This is a genomic window from Burkholderia sp. MSMB1835, from assembly GCF_001526365.1.
Lineage (GTDB): Bacteria > Pseudomonadota > Gammaproteobacteria > Burkholderiales > Burkholderiaceae > Burkholderia.
In genome coordinates, this window is record NZ_LOYP01000055.1 from 1 (window position 1) to 16,389 (window position 16,389).

The 16,389-nt window shown below is 62.3% G+C and carries 12 protein-coding genes and 1 tRNA gene; 8 read left to right on the top strand and 5 right to left on the bottom strand.

Features of this window, described 5'->3' with window-relative positions; translation table 11 throughout:
* Positions 1-137: 137 nt before the first annotated feature.
* Positions 138-2,201: a polyphosphate kinase 1 gene (ppk1, locus tag WS96_RS28170; RefSeq protein WP_034206961.1), complete on the bottom strand. Its 2,064-nt coding sequence runs from the start codon at positions 2,199-2,201 to the stop codon at positions 138-140.
* A 280-nt stretch (positions 2,202-2,481) separates the two neighbouring features.
* On the opposite strand from ppk1, the gene ppx reads away from it, so the two are divergent.
* Positions 2,482-3,996, top strand: a complete 1,515-nt coding sequence (gene ppx / locus WS96_RS28175) for an exopolyphosphatase (protein WP_034206962.1) — start codon at positions 2,482-2,484, stop codon at positions 3,994-3,996.
* 99 nt (positions 3,997-4,095) lie between these two features.
* Here ppx and WS96_RS28180 read toward each other — a convergent pair whose 3' ends face one another.
* Positions 4,096-4,530, bottom strand: coding sequence for a hypothetical protein (locus WS96_RS28180; RefSeq protein WP_034207874.1), 435 nt, complete (start codon positions 4,528-4,530; stop codon positions 4,096-4,098).
* A gap of 442 nt (positions 4,531-4,972) precedes the next feature.
* Between WS96_RS28180 and WS96_RS28185 the strand changes: the two genes are divergently transcribed.
* The 4 genes from WS96_RS28185 to WS96_RS33215 all read left to right on the top strand — a co-directional run bounded on the left by WS96_RS28185 (position 4,973) and on the right by WS96_RS33215 (position 11,966).
* Entirely contained in the window at positions 4,973-7,918 is a 2,946-nt protein-coding gene (locus WS96_RS28185) for a type VI secretion system Vgr family protein (RefSeq protein ID WP_059837002.1), read from the top strand.
* 3 nt (positions 7,919-7,921) lie between these two features.
* On the top strand, positions 7,922-9,928 hold the full coding sequence (locus WS96_RS28190) for a phospholipase D-like domain-containing protein (protein WP_059837004.1): 2,007 nt from the start codon (positions 7,922-7,924) through the stop codon (positions 9,926-9,928).
* 3 nt (positions 9,929-9,931) lie between these two features.
* Positions 9,932-11,239: an SEL1-like repeat protein gene (locus tag WS96_RS33210; protein ID WP_257128074.1), complete on the top strand. Its 1,308-nt coding sequence runs from the start codon at positions 9,932-9,934 to the stop codon at positions 11,237-11,239.
* A 439-nt stretch (positions 11,240-11,678) separates the two neighbouring features.
* Complete coding sequence (locus tag WS96_RS33215) at positions 11,679-11,966, top strand: PAAR domain-containing protein (protein ID WP_082720384.1); 288 nt, start codon at positions 11,679-11,681, stop codon at positions 11,964-11,966.
* Positions 11,967-12,626: 660 nt separating this feature from the next.
* On the opposite strand, the gene WS96_RS28200 is transcribed toward WS96_RS33215, so the two are convergent.
* Positions 12,627-12,703, bottom strand: a tRNA-Pro gene (locus WS96_RS28200).
* A 160-nt stretch (positions 12,704-12,863) separates the two neighbouring features.
* On the opposite strand from WS96_RS28200, the gene sixA reads away from it, so the two are divergent.
* Positions 12,864-13,325 (top strand): phosphohistidine phosphatase SixA, encoded by a 462-nt coding sequence (gene sixA, locus WS96_RS28205; RefSeq protein ID WP_034206967.1) that lies wholly within the window; start codon positions 12,864-12,866, stop codon positions 13,323-13,325.
* Positions 13,326-13,495: 170 nt separating this feature from the next.
* The gene (locus WS96_RS28210; protein WP_034206968.1) at positions 13,496-14,302 is read left to right on the top strand and encodes a GNAT family N-acetyltransferase; all 807 of its coding nucleotides are present in this window, start codon (positions 13,496-13,498) and stop codon (positions 14,300-14,302) included.
* A 204-nt stretch (positions 14,303-14,506) separates the two neighbouring features.
* Here the strand turns inward: WS96_RS28210 and WS96_RS34170 are convergent, their stop codons facing one another.
* Entirely contained in the window at positions 14,507-14,677 is a 171-nt protein-coding gene (locus WS96_RS34170) for a hypothetical protein (protein ID WP_175888554.1), read from the bottom strand.
* Positions 14,678-14,813: 136 nt separating this feature from the next.
* On the opposite strand from WS96_RS34170, the gene WS96_RS34175 reads away from it, so the two are divergent.
* Complete coding sequence (locus WS96_RS34175; protein ID WP_179949990.1) at positions 14,814-14,990, top strand: hypothetical protein; 177 nt, start codon at positions 14,814-14,816, stop codon at positions 14,988-14,990.
* 18 nt (positions 14,991-15,008) lie between these two features.
* On the opposite strand, the gene WS96_RS28215 is transcribed toward WS96_RS34175, so the two are convergent.
* Positions 15,009-16,388, bottom strand: a complete 1,380-nt coding sequence (locus tag WS96_RS28215) for an MATE family efflux transporter (RefSeq protein ID WP_059837007.1) — start codon at positions 16,386-16,388, stop codon at positions 15,009-15,011.
* Between the last annotated feature and the right edge of the window lies 1 nt (position 16,389).

The window sequence follows — 16,389 nt, forward strand, 5'->3', positions numbered from 1 at the left end:
TTAACATCGCCACGCCCCGTTTACAACAAGTTGGCGCAAACAAAAATGCCGTTCAGTCGCTTAACTGAACGGCATTAAGCCCGCGGGCTGCTTTTTTTGGGGGCGAAGCGGCGCTCGACCCGCATCGCGCCGGCGGCTCACGAGCAGAACTTCGCGAGTAGCCCGAGCTGTGCGTTGCGGATCGTCTTGCCGGTGCGGCGGCGGCGATAGTGGCCGTCGCTGTGCATCTGCCAGGCCGACTGATTGTCGCCGAGGCACACCGACAGTCCTTCGGCGATCACGCGCCGCTTGAGCTTGCGCTCGCGGATCGGGAACGCGACTTCGACACGGCGGAACAGGTTGCGGTCCATCCAGTCGGCGCTCGACAGATAGACGTCCTCGGCGCCGCCCGCGTGGAAATAGTAGATGCGGTGGTGTTCGAGGAAGCGGCCGACGATCGAGCGCACCGTGATGTTTTCCGACAGCCCCGGCACACCGGGCTTCAGCGCGCAGACGCCGCGCACGATCAGGTCGACCTTGACGCCGGCCTGCGACGCTTCGTACAGCGCGGCGATCACCGACGGCTCCAGCAGCGCGTTCATTTTCGCGACGATGCGCGCGCGCTTGCCGGCCTGCGCATTGACGATCTCCGCGCGGATCGAATCGATGATGCGCGGATGCAGCGTGAACGGCGACTGCCACAGCTCGTGCAGCGTCAGTTCGCCGCCGATTCCGGTCAGTTGCTGGAATACGTGATGAACGTCCTCGCAGATCTTCTGATCGGCCGTCATCAACCCGAAGTCGGTGTAGAGGCGCGCGGTGCGCGGATGGTAGTTGCCGGTGCCGAGGTGCACGTAGCGGCGCAGCGACGCCTTGCCGGCCTGCACGACACGTCGCACGATCAGCATCATCTTCGCGTGGCACTTGTGGCCGACCACGCCGTACACCACATGCGCGCCGACGGCTTCGAGCTGCGACGCCCAGTTGATGTTGGTTTCCTCGTCGAAGCGTGCGAGCAGCTCGACGACGACGGTCACTTCCTTGCCGTTGCGCGCGGCTTCCATCAGTGCGTCCATCAGCGGCGAGTCGGTGCCGGTGCGGTAGATCGTCTGCTTGATCGCGACGACGCTCGGGTCTCTCGCGGCCTGCTGCAGCAGTTCGAGCACCGGCTGGAAGCTTTCGTACGGGTGGTGCAGCAGGATGTCGCCGGCGTCGATCGCGTCGAACATCGTCGGCGCGTTGGTGATGGCGGCAGGCGTCGATGCGGTAAACGGCGTGAACTTCAGGTCGGGGCGGTCGACGAGATCGGGAATCTGCATCAGGCGCACGAGGTTCACGGACCCGGCCACGCGATAGCAGTCCTTGTCGCCGAGCTCGCTTTCCTCGAGCAGGCGTCGCACGATGTGCAGCGGCGTGTCGGCCGACACTTCGAGGCGTACCGCGTTGCCGAGGTGGCGCGCGGGCAGTTCGCCCTGCAGCGCGACACGCAGGTTCGTGATTTCGTCTTCGTCGACGAACAGCTCGCTGTTGCGCGTGATGCGGAACTGGTTGCAGCTCTTCACGACGAGTTGCGGGAAGAGTTCGCCGACGAAGCGCTGCATGAACGAGCTCAACAGCACGAAGCCGTGCTCGAAACCCGACAGCGCATGCGGCATGCGCACCACGCGCGGCAGCGCGCGCGGCGCCTGCACGATGCCCATCACGGCCTGGCGACCGAACGCGTCGCGGCCTTCGAGCTCGACGACGAAGTTCAGGCTCTTGTTCAGTACGCGCGGGAACGGGTGGGCGGGATCGAGGCCGATCGGCGTCAGCACGGGCAGCAGCTCGTCGAGGAAATAGCGGCGCGCCCATTCGAGCTGCTCGTCGTTCCACGAGTCGCTCGCGTGGAAGTAGATGCCTTCCTGTTCGAGCGCCGGCAGCACGGTTTCGTGCAGCATCGTGTACTGTCGATGAACGAGCCGCTGCGCGCGTTCGACGACGAGGTCGTAAGCGTGCTGTAACGACATGCCGTCGGGCGTCAGCGCGCCGGGGTTGTCGCGGATTTGTTCCTGCAGGCCGGCCATCCGGACTTCGAAGAATTCGTCGAGGTTGCTGCTGGTGATGCAGATGAAGCGCAGGCGCTCGAGCAACGGCACTTGCGGGTCGGCCGCCTGGGCCAGCACGCGCTCGTTGAAACCGAGGATGCCGAGTTCACGATTGAGAAGCGGGTAACGGACGGACATCGGCAGAGTAGGGGGGAATTCAGGCGATGAATCGAAAGGACGCTCGGAAACTCTCACGGTACGATGACGTGCTGATGACAGCAATGGTTTTTATATCGGGAAATTCTACGCCGTAACCGTTTCGTCGCATAAATGTTTCGGCTATATGGAATCGAGCAGTGTGCATGCCCGTGAAGCGTGGCAACGGCAAGCGTTCCACGCTTAAAATGTCGCCTTTGATTGATCGCCCGCGGTTGCCGGAACGGCGGCCGCGGAAGAACGCGCACGGAGCCCCCTTCTGATGGTTACAACTCCCCACTTGCTGGCTGCCGTGGATCTCGGCTCGAACAGCTTCCGGCTGATCGTCGGGCGCGTCGAGGAAACGCCGGCGGGCAGCCAGATCTACCCCGTCGACGCGCTGCGCGAGCCGGTTCGGCTGGCCGCCGGCCTGTCGAGCGACAAGATGCTCGATCGCGCGTCGCAGGAACGTGGCTGGGAGGCGCTCAAGCGATTCGGCGAGCGCCTGCGCGATTTTCATCCCGATCATGTGCGCGCGGTGGCGACCAACACGCTGCGCGTCGCGAAGAACGCCGCCGAATTCCTCGGCGAGGCCGAGGCGGCGCTCGGGTTCCCGATCGAAGTGATCGCGGGCCGCGAAGAGGCGCGCCTCATCTATGCGGGCGCCGCGCACTCGGTGCCGGCGAGCGCCGGCAAGCGGCTCGTCGTCGACATCGGCGGCGGCTCGACCGAATTCATCATCGGTTCGCACTACACGCCGATCGTGATGGAGAGCCTCTACATCGGTTGTGTAAGCCATAGCCGCACCTTCTTTCCGGCCGGCAACGTCGACGAATACACGATGCGGCAGGCCGAACTCGCGGCCAAGCGCGAGATCCAGATCATTTCGAGCGAATACAAGAAGGCCGGCTGGGATCAGGCGATCGGGTCGTCCGGTACCGCACGCGCGCTCGCGGAACTCGTCGAGGCCAACGGCTTCAACGATCCGGGCATCACGCACGGCATTTCGCGCGGCGGCCTCGAGCGGCTCAAGCGTGCGCTGATCAAGTCGGAGAACGTCAACCGGCTGAAGCTGATCGCGCTGAAGCCCGACCGCGTGCCGGTGCTCGCGGGGGGCCTGGCGATCATGCTGGCGGTGTTCGAGGAGCTGGGCGTCGACTACGTCGATACGACCGACGGCGCGCTGCGCCTCGGCGTGCTGTACGACCTGCTCGGCCGGACGCAGCACGAGGACATGCGTGCGGTGACCGTCGAGGGTTTCATGCGCCGCTACGGCGTCGATCGTGCGCAGGCCGAGCGGATCGGCGCGCTCGCCGGGCGCTTCTACGACGAGCTCGAGGAAGACGACGAGGAAGCGCGCGAGGAAGGGCGGATGTTCCTCGGCTGGGCGGCCGCGCTGCACGAGATCGGCCTGTCGATTTCTCACAGCGCATATCACAAGCATTCGGCCTATATCGCGAGCAACGCGGACATGCCCGGTTTTTCGCGCACCGACCAGGCGCGGCTCGCGGCGCTCGTGCTCGGTCATGCGGGCAAGCTCGGGAAATTGTCGCAGGCGCGCGAGGTCGAGTGGCCGCTGCTGTTCTGCCTGCGGCTCGCGGCACTGCTGTGCCGGCGCCGGACCGACGCGGGGCTGCCCGACATTTCCGTTTCGCAGATGAAAAAGGGCGGGTATGAGGTGCGTCTGCCGAACGCCTGGGTCGAGCAGAACCCGTTGACCGACTACAGCCTCAGCCAGGAGGCGGCGGAGTGGGAGAAGGTCGGTATTCCGTATCGCGTGGTGTATACCGGCGCGTGACGGGGCGATAGCGGGCCGGAAGGCGCTCGGGCTCCGGGTGGAGCGATGCCGGCGGCGCGCCCCCTCAGGCGCGACCGTACCGGCGTGCCGGCGGTCCGCTCAGTCCGACGAGCAGACGATCGCGGTCAGGAACGGGAACGCCTGCTTGACGGTCGCGTCGCTGCCGGCCTTGCGCACGGCTTCCTCGACCGAACTCTTCGTGCCGCGCACGACGACCCCGTAAGCCCAGTCGCCGATCGGCGTGCCGTCGCCCGGACGGAAGATCGGGTCATTCGCCTGGTAGCCGAGCACGACATAGACGCCGAAGCCGTAGGCCGTCAGCGGGCGGCTCGTGCGGAACGCATTGACCGAGTTCGATTCGACGTGCATCGGCTCCGACTGGATGTCGCCGGCGGCCAGCAGCGGCGCGACGAACTTGTGGCCGGTCGAATGGCAGTCGAGCGCGTCGTCGAGCGCTTTCGCCGATGCGGAGCCGGCGGTGGCGAGCACGAGCAGCGACGCGCAGAGGGCTGGCTTGAGAACGTTGTTTTTCATGCGCGGTTGCGGGTTGTTGACACGTATTATCGCGTGTTCCAGCAAGTTCCGTGCGCGGGCTTGGCGGTGTATGGGCGGGTGGGTCGATGGGGTGGTTGAGCCGGGGCCGGGCCGTACCGGGGCGAGTCCCGAAACAGGGAGCATCCCAGCGAACGAGACATGGCAAACAACGCGCCTGCGTACCCCCACGTAGTAGGTTAGTGAACCTCAAGGCTCGAGCGAAAGCAAAACGAAAGAAATGGTGCGATCTCTTGTTATTTTGTGAATTATTTGCGGATATCTCCGCAAATAATTGTCAAACAATCGCCCCACAAGTTCTGTCCGCGTCACGAAACTGCCTTATTCCGGATAAAATCGCGCGAGCGGCAATATTCGCGACCGCAGACCGTCCTTGCCTTGCATCCTTGCGACGGTCGAACCTGAGAGACAAGGACAAGAACCGATGGCACTCGGACCGATAGATTCGGGGAGTTTGAGATACAGCGACGTCTTCGACGCGATTAACCGAGGCCTCATGCAGCACGGCCGTTTGCTGACGCTGCGCACCCCGTTGGGCGATAACGCGCTTACGCCCGTTCGCGCGAAGGGGGGGGCGAAGATCGGTCGTGACTACCGCTGGAGCGTGGATGCAGTTTCCACGCGTGACGACATCGAATTGCTTGCACTCATGCATCAGCAGGTGTCGTTGTTCATCCAGCAACCCGCAGTTCCCAATTCCGACGCGGAGTATCGGCCGATTCACGGCTTTGTCTATCAGATCAGGCGATTGGGAGCCGATGGCGCGCTTTCGCTTTACCAGATCGAATTCGCGTCCGCCCTGTTTTTCTTAGGTGAAGGTCGCGACGATTATTACTGGCTCGATTCCGACGCAGTCCAGAGCATTAGCACTGTCTTCGACAAATACCCTCAACTGCGCGGGCGCTATCGATTCAATCTCGGTAGTCAGCCAACTACCCGCACGTATACGCGGCAAAGCGAATCGGACCTGAACTTGGTCCATCGGCTTTTGGAAGATGAAGGCTGGTACTTCTATTGGGAGCATGCGCCGGTTAAGGATAGCGAACCGCCAAAGACAACGCTTGTCATCGTGGACAGCATCTCGGCGCTACCGGAGGCTCATGACGTCGCGTATTCCCGAACCAATACAGGCGATGAACTCAATGGCTTGACGCAGTGGGTGATGCAACAGACTGCTCAGCCTATGGAGTTCAGGTCTACCTCTTTTGATCAGGATCGACCGGGTTCGAGCTTCGCGGCCGGGAGCTTGATGGAAACGACGACATACACGGTCCAGCATTACCGCGACAAAGAAATTCTCAGTGTTCCGGGCGTCCCGGCGACAGTGTACGAACCGACGACGTTGGGCTACCCCGACTCCGACAGCGGTGTTCGCCGTGCACAGATTCGGACGCAGGCATGGGATGCGATGGCCCGTCGTTTTATCGGCGTCGGTGGGGTGCGCTGGCTTGATGCAGGTTCGCGGTTCGTTCTGAATGACCATCCTCGTCACGACAGCCCCGATTCGAAGAACCGAGAGTTTCTGGCGGTCGATATGCACTGGTTCATCCTGAACAACGTGCCGTTCGCCCGGCAGTCGGAAGCGTTTCCGTTCAGCCTGCAATCGGAGTTCGACCGCGTTCAGACGGAATACGAGCAGGCGTCGGTATCCCGGCCTCGTGCCAACGATGGTTCGGTGGGCTTCTTCTTGATGAAGCTGGAAGCCCAGCGCACGGATGTTGTGTACCGCAGTCCGCTCGAGCATAAGAAGCCGGCAATGCAGGTTGAACACCTGCTGGTCGGCGCACCGGACGGCGAAGAAGCGTGGACGAACAAGAACAACGAGATACGTGGCCGGTTCGCATGGGACCGGCAGAGCAAGCCGGACGACTACAACACATCGCCGTGGTTGCGGGTCATGCAGGGCGATACGGGTGACGGCTATGGTGCAGTTCACGTGCCGCGCAAGGGCGAATGGGTCGCGGTCGGTTACTGGCAAGGGGATTGTGATCGCCCCTTCGTGATGGGTAGATTGCCTGGGGGGACGACTCAGCAGCCGTGGCATTCGGACGTACTGAAATCGGGTCAACAGTCGCGCGGCTTCGGCAATACCGGTGCCTACAACGCCCTGATCCACGACGATTCCACGCATCAGGGCGGGCAGCGCCTGACGAGCTATACCGGGGGAACCTACCATCTATTTCATCAAGGGTACTTGATCGATCAGACGGGCAACACGCGAGGCGGGTATCGCGGGATTGGCTACAAGCTTCATACCGACGCATTCGGTGCCATGCGCGCTAATCAGGGGATGGCGATCAGCACGCAGCACAAGTCCCCGGACGCCGAACAACTGGACGTGCGGGAAGCACGCCAGCAACTGGCCCGTGCGGGGAATTTGGTCGATTCGTTGTCGGAAGCCAGCAAGGGGCATCAGGCGGCGGACCTCAAGACCGGTCAAGATGCGTTGAAGCATTTCACGGATGCACTCGAATTGCCGCAGACACCGGAGGCCAAGGGCGGTCGCACGGCAGGTGGCGGCACGGGCACCGCGAACGCCTTCAAGGAACCCGTGATGCTGCTGGACAGCCCGGCCGGAATTGCCGCGTCGACGCAGCAGTCGGTGCATCTCGCGGCGGACCAGCTCATCAACCTCGTCAGCGGTCAGACCACGACCGTCGCGTCGGGACAGTCGTTGATCGTCGCGGCGCTCAACTTGATCAGCATCTTTGCGCAGAACGGCGGGATGAAGGCAATCGCCGGTAAGGGCGATATCGATATTCAGGCGCATGCCGGCGTCATCGATTTGGCAGCCCAACTTGCATTGCACATCAGGTCCGTAACGGATGTTATCGAAGTCGCCTCCGGTAAGGAAATCCGGATTCTGTGCGGCGGCGCGATCATCCAGATCAGTCAGGACGGCAGCATCAATATCCACTCACCGGGCAAGATCGACTTCAAGGCCGCAAGCTATTCGTTCGCTGGCCCCGCACGGGTCGATATAACGAACCCGGCGTTCAAGGATTCGCCGACCCAGAAGCTGTCACTGAACACGTTCGCGTCGCCCTCCTCAACTGGCACCGTCCCGGCCGGCATGCCTTATAAGCTGTACGCCGATGGAGCATTGGTCAAGCAAGGTGTGTTCGATCAGTCAGGACAGTTGCCTATCGACCATCACGTTGCGACGCAAAAATACACGCTTGAACTGGCAAACGGTGATCGGCACGATATCCCCGTGCCTGGCGAATACCGCGACGCGGAGAACGGGGCACTCGCGAACCGGGGCATCCAGTTCCACCAGGGGCAACCGGACGGCGATGCCTCAGCAGCAGACCGTGCAGCGCACCGGAAGGTGTATGCCGATCTGCTCAATCCCTCTTCGGAAGCATAGTTCATGGCAAACACTTCACCCGCTTCGGATGTCTTTGTCGCAACGACGCCCATCGCGCTGAACCACACGAACAGCGGAACCGTCACCTTCCGCTGGTTCGTGCAAAAGACCGAATACAGCCCCGCCGCCGCGACCTTTCGCCCCCTCGTGAATGGGGAGGAAGCATTTGGTCACGTATACGAGCAGATCGCCAAGGCGCGACACTCCATCGATATCATCTGCTGGGGTTTCCAGCCCTCAATGATGTTCAAGCGTGACGGCCAAGGGGTCGGCATTGGGGAACTGCTGCGCCAGAAGGGTGAAGCTGGCGTCAAGGTGCGATTGTTGGTCTGGCGTGATCCCGCGTTCGTGTCGGAGCTCAGCGAGAACAACATGCCCGGCAACGACATTGCTACGGATGTTAAGCGACGGTTGCCGGATTCTGCCTATGAAAAGTTCTCGATGATGTCGCGTGACTACCAAACCGATCAGCAGCGCAAGATTGATGAGGAATGGTACCGGCGCGCGAACCTGCACAACGTTACGCTTAACTTACCGGCAGGGCCGCGCGATGTGTATATTGCGGCCAAGGGCGCGTTGTACCAAAAGGAAGCATTCAAAAACATCGACTTTGCGACACGCGGTTTCAGCGCAGTCAATCGCGCCGAAATCGCGTGGCATACGTTCTGGCATGGCAAGGATCGGGACCGCGATGTGATGACGCGCGCGCAGAACAGTGCATCAATGGGGTTGGCCGAGCCGACGCATCATCAGAAGATGGTACTCGTCGATTACGAAGACCCGGAGAACGCGCGTGGCTTCGTCATGGGGCATAACATGCTCGACCAGTACTGGGACACGAACGACCATAGCTATGTGCGCAAGACGCCGACGACGGGCCGAAATGGGCTTTCGCCGTGGCAGGATATTTCGGCGTGGGTCACGGGGCCAACGTTGCGCTACTTGAACGACAATTTCTGTCAGGCATGGGACGATGCGACTGGTCAGGGGCTGGCGGAGAAACGCAAGGGGCTGCACACGCGGCTGAAGGTCAGAGTCGACCCCGGTGGCGACACGCCAGTCATGTCGCAGATACTGCGCACGCAATCGCAGAAGGGTAAGCGCGACATTGAGAAGCTGTATCTTCAAGCTGTCAATAACGTGACGCAGCACGTCTTCATCGAAAACCAGTACTTCCGCTGGGTGCCGCTCGCGGAGAAGATCAAGGCAGCGGCGGCGCAGCAACTGAAGTGGGGGCGAGATTCCGGCAAGCACGGCATGGTGTATCTGTTTGTCATCACGAACTCCACCGACGCAGCGGTGAGTACGGGAACGCTCAACACGTATCGAATGCTTGATGCGTTGGGACAGGCGAAATCGATGCCTGGCGTGGGAGCGATCCTGCAGGAAAGCGATCGCCAATCCGACCTGAGAAAGCAATTTGCCGACGTGGTGAGCAAACAGCAGGATGCGGGGCAGGAATATATGGGCGCGCTTCAGATGCAGGGCATGGCGAATACGCCAGCGACCACGCAGGCCCTCGCGCAGGCTAAGCAGAAGGTCGATCAACTGAAGGCGCAGCGCGCCGGGATCGAATCGCAAATGAAGGGGCCGGCGCACCCGGTGATGAATCGTGAATATCCGGGGCTCAAAGTGCATGTCTGTACGCTGGTTGCGCCGGATTCGCCGCCGGGAAAATGGGAGCCGGTGTACGTACATGCCAAGCTGATGACGGTTGACGATACGTTCACAACCATCGGTTCGGCAAACATCAACACGCGTAGCATGGAAGCGGACAGCGAACTGAACATCTGCCACGAACACGGCGATGTGACGAAGCGGTTGCGGCAACAGTTGTGGAATCTGCACACTGGTGGGAAGGGGGCACAGGATGATCCTCAAGAGGCGTTTAAGAACTGGGAGCTTCTGATCAACAACAACGCCGATTTTCAGAGGGCTGGTAACCAGTCCCCTGCTGCCTCGCTAATCGGCTTTATGCGTACTTCGAACAAGATTACCCGTTCCGACTGATTCATGAACCGATACGCCACCATCATTGCGCTTGCTCTGGTAGCGAGCGCTTGCACTAAGAAGGAAGTGTCAGTGACCTCATTGCCCGACATGAGCGCCGTGCGTGCGAATCTCGCCTTTACCTGCACGCACCAGGCCGATCATTTGCCGTCGCTGGATCCGCAGGCAGACAATCTGTTCCGCTACGCACGCTTTTTGGAAAAGCGGGATGGTCCAAAGGACTTTAACGAGGTTGCGCGCTATTACCGGATTGCGGCGGCATACGGTCACTACAAGGCTAACCAGAATCTTCAATCGCTGATTTCTGACGGGTTGGCCGATTCACCCGACGCACCGAAGGAAACGGTGGCGCTTGCCGTGCGACTGATCCAACAAGGCGTTCCATCGGGCTATTACGACATCGGACACTATCTCGAAACAGGATATGGATTGGGACAAGATGCCGAGCTGGCACTGCGTTATTTCCGAAAGGCCGCCGATCTCGGCAACCCGGAAGCGCAGACGTATGTTGCCGAGCTGCTGGCCCCTCATGACAGGGCCCCGGATATTGCTCGTCAGATGCGTCGGTGTGCGACTGACCAAGGGTACGGTGAGGCGGCCAATGCATTGGGAATTAATTTGAAGAACAACGCATCGTATAGCGAAGCGGTCGATGCTTTTCAAAAAGGGGTAGCAGCAGGCAACACCCAAGCGGCTTTGGCGCTCGAAAACGGGTTCAAGGGACCCGCTCCGTCTGATCGACTTTCATATCTGTCGCTCCCAAGTGATGCGGAGCGATCACGCCGCTACGCGTTGATCGGCAAGTTTATCGACGGTAACGAAGGCCGCAATCCTAAGGTTCCAGACATCGATAAGATCGTGCCCCTTCCTCCCGCGAAGCTTCCGTCGTGGGATGGCACATTCCAATGGCAGAAGGAACAGGACGCCGCTGTCCCGCCACCAAAGCCTTCGGAAGAGATGATCAATGAGATGGCGAAGGCCCAAAATCTTGATCCGAAAACCGGCTTACCGCTGGAAGGGAAAACCGAGACGACTTCGCAACAAGATCAGCAGCGGACCGTTCCGGCACGTCTGCCATTAGGCACCGTCGCCCACACAGGTCAGCAATGCCCTGAAGACGGTGTATGGTGCGCGAAACTGGATGCCAGTCAGGTAGGTGATGCGAAACGCAGATTTCTTAAAGGTGACGCATTGCCATCCGTCGTCGTGCACGAGCCTCGACGGCTAGCGGTCCTCGACAGCATGCTGGGTACACGGCAGCGCATGGCGCCTGTTGCGTGGGAACTGATTGCATATCTTGAACAGTCTTGACCCGGTTCCTCGTTGGAAGACTACACGCGGATGGCCTCTTTTGTACTCGATAAGGAAGATCGCTCGACGTGAACCAATCGAATGAAGCGAAGAGACGTGCACACCCCGTGACGTTGATAGGGTTCGGCTGGTTGCTGTTCGTCCTTGGGCTGCCGTGCTGGGCTCTTGTGAGCTGCGCGCTTCAGGCATTCGCTCCGTATGCCGATTGGCCCAAGATGATCGGGATAATCGCTGTACCAGTGCCGTTGCTATTCGTCGCAGCTTGGAAATACGACCGCGAGTACACGGGTGAAATTGGTCCTCTTCTAGTGGGGGGGCGTGGACGTTGGGATGGCGAGATTGGTCTTTGTAATCGGAGGCTTGGCTCCGCATGGCTGATTGCATGGCGAAGATCGCACACCTGTATTCGTCCGTTTGGGAATGTGACTGAGGCAGGCAAATGACCCGATACCTGATTCTCGATGGCGATCATACGACCGTAGCGGGAACCGTTCGCGTGAAGGCGACACCGGTTGAATTGGACGGCAGGCATATTGCGCATGAAGACGACGACGTAATTTGCCCTGCTTGCAATTCAGTCGGCAAGATTCAATGCGCCGGTCCGCGACTTCCAATGACAGGGCCGGACGGACGGCGCGTCGCGCTGAGCGATGACCTGTGTATTTGCAAGTGCGCCCCGCCACCGAAACTCGTTGCTTCACAACAGGTCATGTCGGTTGACGTATGATGCCCCGCGGCGATGTAGTGCGAGCGTGCCTGTCAATGGTCTATGACGGCCGAAAGGCGACGTATCGATTCCGGTTGCGAACATAGTACCGGCAGCTCGACCCTAAACCGGGATCAAGCCATGTCCCACGTTTTGTACCCATATCGAGGGGCGGCAAGTATGGCGAGGCACTGGATGCTATGCCCGGTGTACTCGACCGCATGTTCGATGCGGTCGAAGCAAAGCTCGCGAATCGTCACAGACAGACACGCCAACGGCCGCGAGTGCCCCCGTCGCAAATGCGCCAGCTTCCGCATCCTCGGAAGCGTCGCCAGCGGTGAGTAATGAGCAACCGGACGAGGCAAAGGAGAACGGAGCGCCGATCCACAAGCCGCATCGCGGCAGGTCAATGCCGGACGTAATCTTGTGCGTACTCGTTATTGCGTCGAAGGAGTTCCCAAGACCAGATGGAGAGGGCGCGGAGGGACGCTGGAAGATATTGTGCGGCGTCGCGCCAGTCAGCGCGGGAGATGAAAAGACGGTGCTGGACGGGGATAAGACGGGCTGCCATCGGGCGCGGTTCCTTATGGAAGTCGCCCCAGATGGTAGCAAAATAGTAGCAACGGCTTGATATTGCGCCAAAGAAAAAGGGGTTAGCATCAGCTAACCCCTTGATTCCTTTGGTCGGAGCGAAAGGATTCGAACCTTCGACCCTCTGATCCCAAATCAGATGCGCTACCAGGCTGCGCTACGCTCCGACGAGCCAAAGATAATAACGTCGAATGACCGATTCGGTCAATCACGATATGCGGGTAAATGCCCCGGCCGCGAATCGGCCGCGATTTGCGACAATTCTCGTGAGATCGACCGCCCCGCGCGCATGCGCGCGCGTTCGCTCGCCGAAGCAAGGAGAACATCATGATGAACCTGATCCTGTGGCGCCACGCCGAGGCCGAAGACTACGCGACGAGCGATCTCGCGCGCCAGTTGACCGTGCGCGGCCGCAAGGACGCGCAGGCGATGGCCAAATGGCTGCGCGGCCGGCTCGAGACGAATACCGTGATCCTGGCGAGCCCGGCGGCGCGCACCGTACAGACCGTCGAGGCACTGACCGACCAGTACCGCACCGTCGACGCGCTCGCCCCGGGCGGCAGCGTCGACGACGTGCTGGCAGCGGCCGGCTGGCCGGAAGGCATCGCCCCGACGGTCGTGATCGTCGGCCACCAGCCGACGCTCGGCAGCGTCGCCGCGCAATTGATCGCCGGCGGCGACGACAGCTGGAGCGTCAAGAAGGGCGGAATCGTGTGGCTGGCGAGCCGCACGCGCGACGGCAGCCGGCAGGCCGTGCTGCGGGCCGTCCTGACGCCCGAACTGGCGTGAGGCCCGCCCGAATGGGTTTGAAGGGATTGATCATACGGTTTTGCGAGCTTTCTGCTAAAGTCAATTCGGCGACACGTCATTGAAAGGACACGGTCGTGCCACATAACGGTCACGGCCGATTACTACATTGGCGGGCATGTCGTCCTATTCCTTACGACCAGGAAAGCCTAATGCGAGAACTGCCGACGCCTACGCTCCCTTTTGCCTCGCTGCCCCTCGACACGTCGCGGCGCCACCTGCCGCGCGCCAGTGAAACCGTCACATCGGAGTATCGCCTGCGCGCCGCATGGGCGCGTACGGAAGACGAATTGCGCGAAGCCCAGCGCCTGCGCTACAGCGTGTTCGCCGAAGAGATGGGCGCGCAGGTCAGCGGCCCTTCCGGGCTCGACGTCGATCCGTTCGACGCGTATTGCGATCACCTCCTGGTCCGCGATCTCGACACGTTGAAAGTCGTCGGCACGTATCGCGTGCTGCCGCCGCACCAGGCGGCGCGTGTCGGCCGCCTGTACGCCGAAGGCGAATTCGACCTGTCGCGGCTCACGCACCTGCGCGGCAAGATGGTCGAGGTCGGCCGCTCGTGCGTGCACAGCGACTACCGCAGCGGCGCCGTCATCATGGCGCTGTGGGGCGGCCTCGGCGCGTACATGATGCAGAACGGCTACGAGACGATGCTCGGCTGCGCGAGCGTGTCGATGGCCGATGGCGGTCACTACGCGGCGAACCTGTACCAGTCGCTGTCGGCAGGCTCGCTGACGGCGCCCGAGTATCGCGCGTTCCCGCACACGGCGCTGCCGGTCGACGAACTGCAGACGGGCACCGTCGTCGCGCCGCCGCCGCTGATCAAGGGTTACCTGCGTCTCGGTGCAAAGATTTGCGGCGCACCGGCCTGGGATCCCGACTTCAACTGTGCGGATTTCCTGACGCTGTTCCGCCTGTCGGACATCAACGCGCGCTACGCCCGCCACTTCCTGGGCTGAGCGGATCGAACCGCGTCGCACCTTCCGAGGCGCGGCGCGCGCAAGCGAACGCCGTCGCGTGGCCTGTGCCGCGCGACGGCGTTCGTGTATCCGATCAATGTGAGCGTATCGGGCCCTGATAATTTCAGCGATACGCGACGACCACCGTGCCGCAGGGCGGCACGTTCGCGACGGCCGGAGGAGGGCCGTACGGCGGCGGCGCGCTCAGTGCTTGCGCCGCCAGTCGAGCAGGTGGTGTTCCGCCATCCAGTGGTGGATCATCCCTTCGCCTTCGTGGCTGCGCTTGTATTCGCGCGACTCGAAGTACGACAGCGCGACCAGCACCATCACACCGATGAACAGGCCGATCAGGCCCGCAATTTCCTCAGACGACATGGCAGCCTCCTATCAACGGCACAGCGCCATGCGTACATAGTAGGACATGCGCGGCGCAACCCTGAAACCGGATTTCCGCTAGACTCGGCGCGGTCCCGGCGTGCGATGGGCGCGCCGTTTTCTGGAGCCCTACCTGATGACCCGTTTCATGCTGGCCGTGCTGGTCGCATCCCTTCTTGCCGCCTGCAGCAGCGATCCCCGCCAGGCGCGCCGCGGCCACCCGCCCGAGGATCCGGCCGACTATCGCGGCGTGCCTACCGACATGACGCCGCCGTCGATGCTCGACGCGCCGTCGCCGAAACCCGTGCAATAACGGTCGCTCGGCCCGCCGTCACGCGCGGGCCGCGGGCGCGGCCTGCGGGTCGGCACCAATGCGCCGCAACAGCGCCGGCAGGTAGCGTGCGAGCGTCGCGCCGCGCGCCGCCATGAACACCAGCAGCGCGAACCAGAGGCCGTGATTGCCGAACGTGTCGACGGCGGCGAGCGTGGCCACGATGAAGATCGACAGCGACACGACCATCGCGCGCATCAGCGATTGCGTCTGCGTCGCGCCGATGAACACGCCGTCGAGCAGGAAACCCCAGACCGACACGATCGGCGAGATCGCGGCCCACGGCAGGTAGCGCAGCGCGACGGCGCGGATCTCGGCCTGGTCGGTCAGACGCGCGACGATCCAGCCGCCCGCCGCCCAGTAAACGAGCGCGAACAGCAGCGCGCCGAGCGCCGACCAGAACAGCGTGACGTGCACGGCTCGCCGGAAAGCGTGGCGATCGCGCGCGCCGGCCGCCGCGCCGACGAGCGCCTCGGCCGCATGCGCGAAGCCGTCGAGGCCGTACGCCATGAAGGTCTGAAAATTCAGCAGCAGCGCATTCGCGGCGAGTGTCGCGTCGCCTTGTTTTGCGCCGAGATGCGCGAACCATCCGAATGCGCCGAGCAGGCACAGCGTGCGCAGGAAGATGTCGCGATTGAGCACGATCAGCCGCTTGAGCGCGACCCGATCGGCCAGCGCGCGTACCGCGAGCGGTGCAAGGCCGCGCGGCCGCAGCCGCCACAGCATCCACGCGCCGAGCGCGAACCCGCACGCGTCCGCGGTGGCGGTCGCGGCGCCGATACCGGCGATGCCCCAACCGAAGCCGTACACGTAGAGCAGCACGGCGCCGATGTTCACCGCATTGATGAACACCTGTGCGACGAGTGCGAGTCGAACGCGCTGCACGCCGAGCAGATAGCCGAGCACCACGTAGTTCGCGAGCGCGAACGGCGCACTCCAGATCCGTGCGTGGCTGTATGCGAGCGCCGTCGCGTGGACGGCGTCGCTGCCGCCGAGCGCGGACAGTGCGAACGACAGCAGCGGCGCCTGCAGCGCCAGCACCGCGGCGCCGAGCGCGAACGCGACGATCAGTGCGCGCAGCAGATTCAGGCGGATCCCGGCGGCGTCGCCGGCGCCATGCGCTTGCGCGACGAGCCCGGTCGTTCCCATCCGCAGGAAGCCGAAGCCCCAGAACACGAAATTGAAGAACAGGCCGCCGAGCGCGACGCCGCCGAGATATTGCGCCCCGTCGAGGTGGCCGGCGACGGCCGTGTCGACGGCGCCGAGGATCGGCTGGGTCAGGTTCGCGACGACGATCGGAAACGCGAGCGCGAGGACGCGCCGATGCGTGACGACGGCCGCAGCGCCGCCGGCCCCGTGCGGTAACGCGGATTCGGACATG

What these genes read in the sequence shown, in the direction of transcription:
- ppk1 (WP_034206961.1), bottom strand. Translation starts at nt 2,201, where the DNA reads ATGTCCGTCCGTTACCCGCTTCTCAATCGTGAACTCGGCATCCTCGGT.
- ppx (WP_034206962.1), top strand. Translation starts at nt 2,482, where the DNA reads ATGGTTACAACTCCCCACTTGCTGGCTGCCGTGGATCTCGGCTCGAAC.
- WS96_RS28180 (WP_034207874.1), bottom strand. Translation starts at nt 4,530, where the DNA reads ATGAAAAACAACGTTCTCAAGCCAGCCCTCTGCGCGTCGCTGCTCGTG.
- WS96_RS28185 (WP_059837002.1), top strand. Translation starts at nt 4,973, where the DNA reads ATGGCACTCGGACCGATAGATTCGGGGAGTTTGAGATACAGCGACGTC.
- WS96_RS28190 (WP_059837004.1), top strand. Translation starts at nt 7,922, where the DNA reads ATGGCAAACACTTCACCCGCTTCGGATGTCTTTGTCGCAACGACGCCC.
- WS96_RS33210 (WP_257128074.1), top strand. Translation starts at nt 9,932, where the DNA reads ATGAACCGATACGCCACCATCATTGCGCTTGCTCTGGTAGCGAGCGCT.
- WS96_RS33215 (WP_082720384.1), top strand. Translation starts at nt 11,679, where the DNA reads ATGACCCGATACCTGATTCTCGATGGCGATCATACGACCGTAGCGGGA.
- sixA (WP_034206967.1), top strand. Translation starts at nt 12,864, where the DNA reads ATGATGAACCTGATCCTGTGGCGCCACGCCGAGGCCGAAGACTACGCG.
- WS96_RS28210 (WP_034206968.1), top strand. Translation starts at nt 13,496, where the DNA reads ATGCGAGAACTGCCGACGCCTACGCTCCCTTTTGCCTCGCTGCCCCTC.
- WS96_RS34170 (WP_175888554.1), bottom strand. Translation starts at nt 14,677, where the DNA reads ATGTCGTCTGAGGAAATTGCGGGCCTGATCGGCCTGTTCATCGGTGTG.
- WS96_RS34175 (WP_179949990.1), top strand. Translation starts at nt 14,814, where the DNA reads ATGACCCGTTTCATGCTGGCCGTGCTGGTCGCATCCCTTCTTGCCGCC.
- WS96_RS28215 (WP_059837007.1), bottom strand. Translation starts at nt 16,388, where the DNA reads ATGTCCGAATCCGCGTTACCGCACGGGGCCGGCGGCGCTGCGGCCGTC.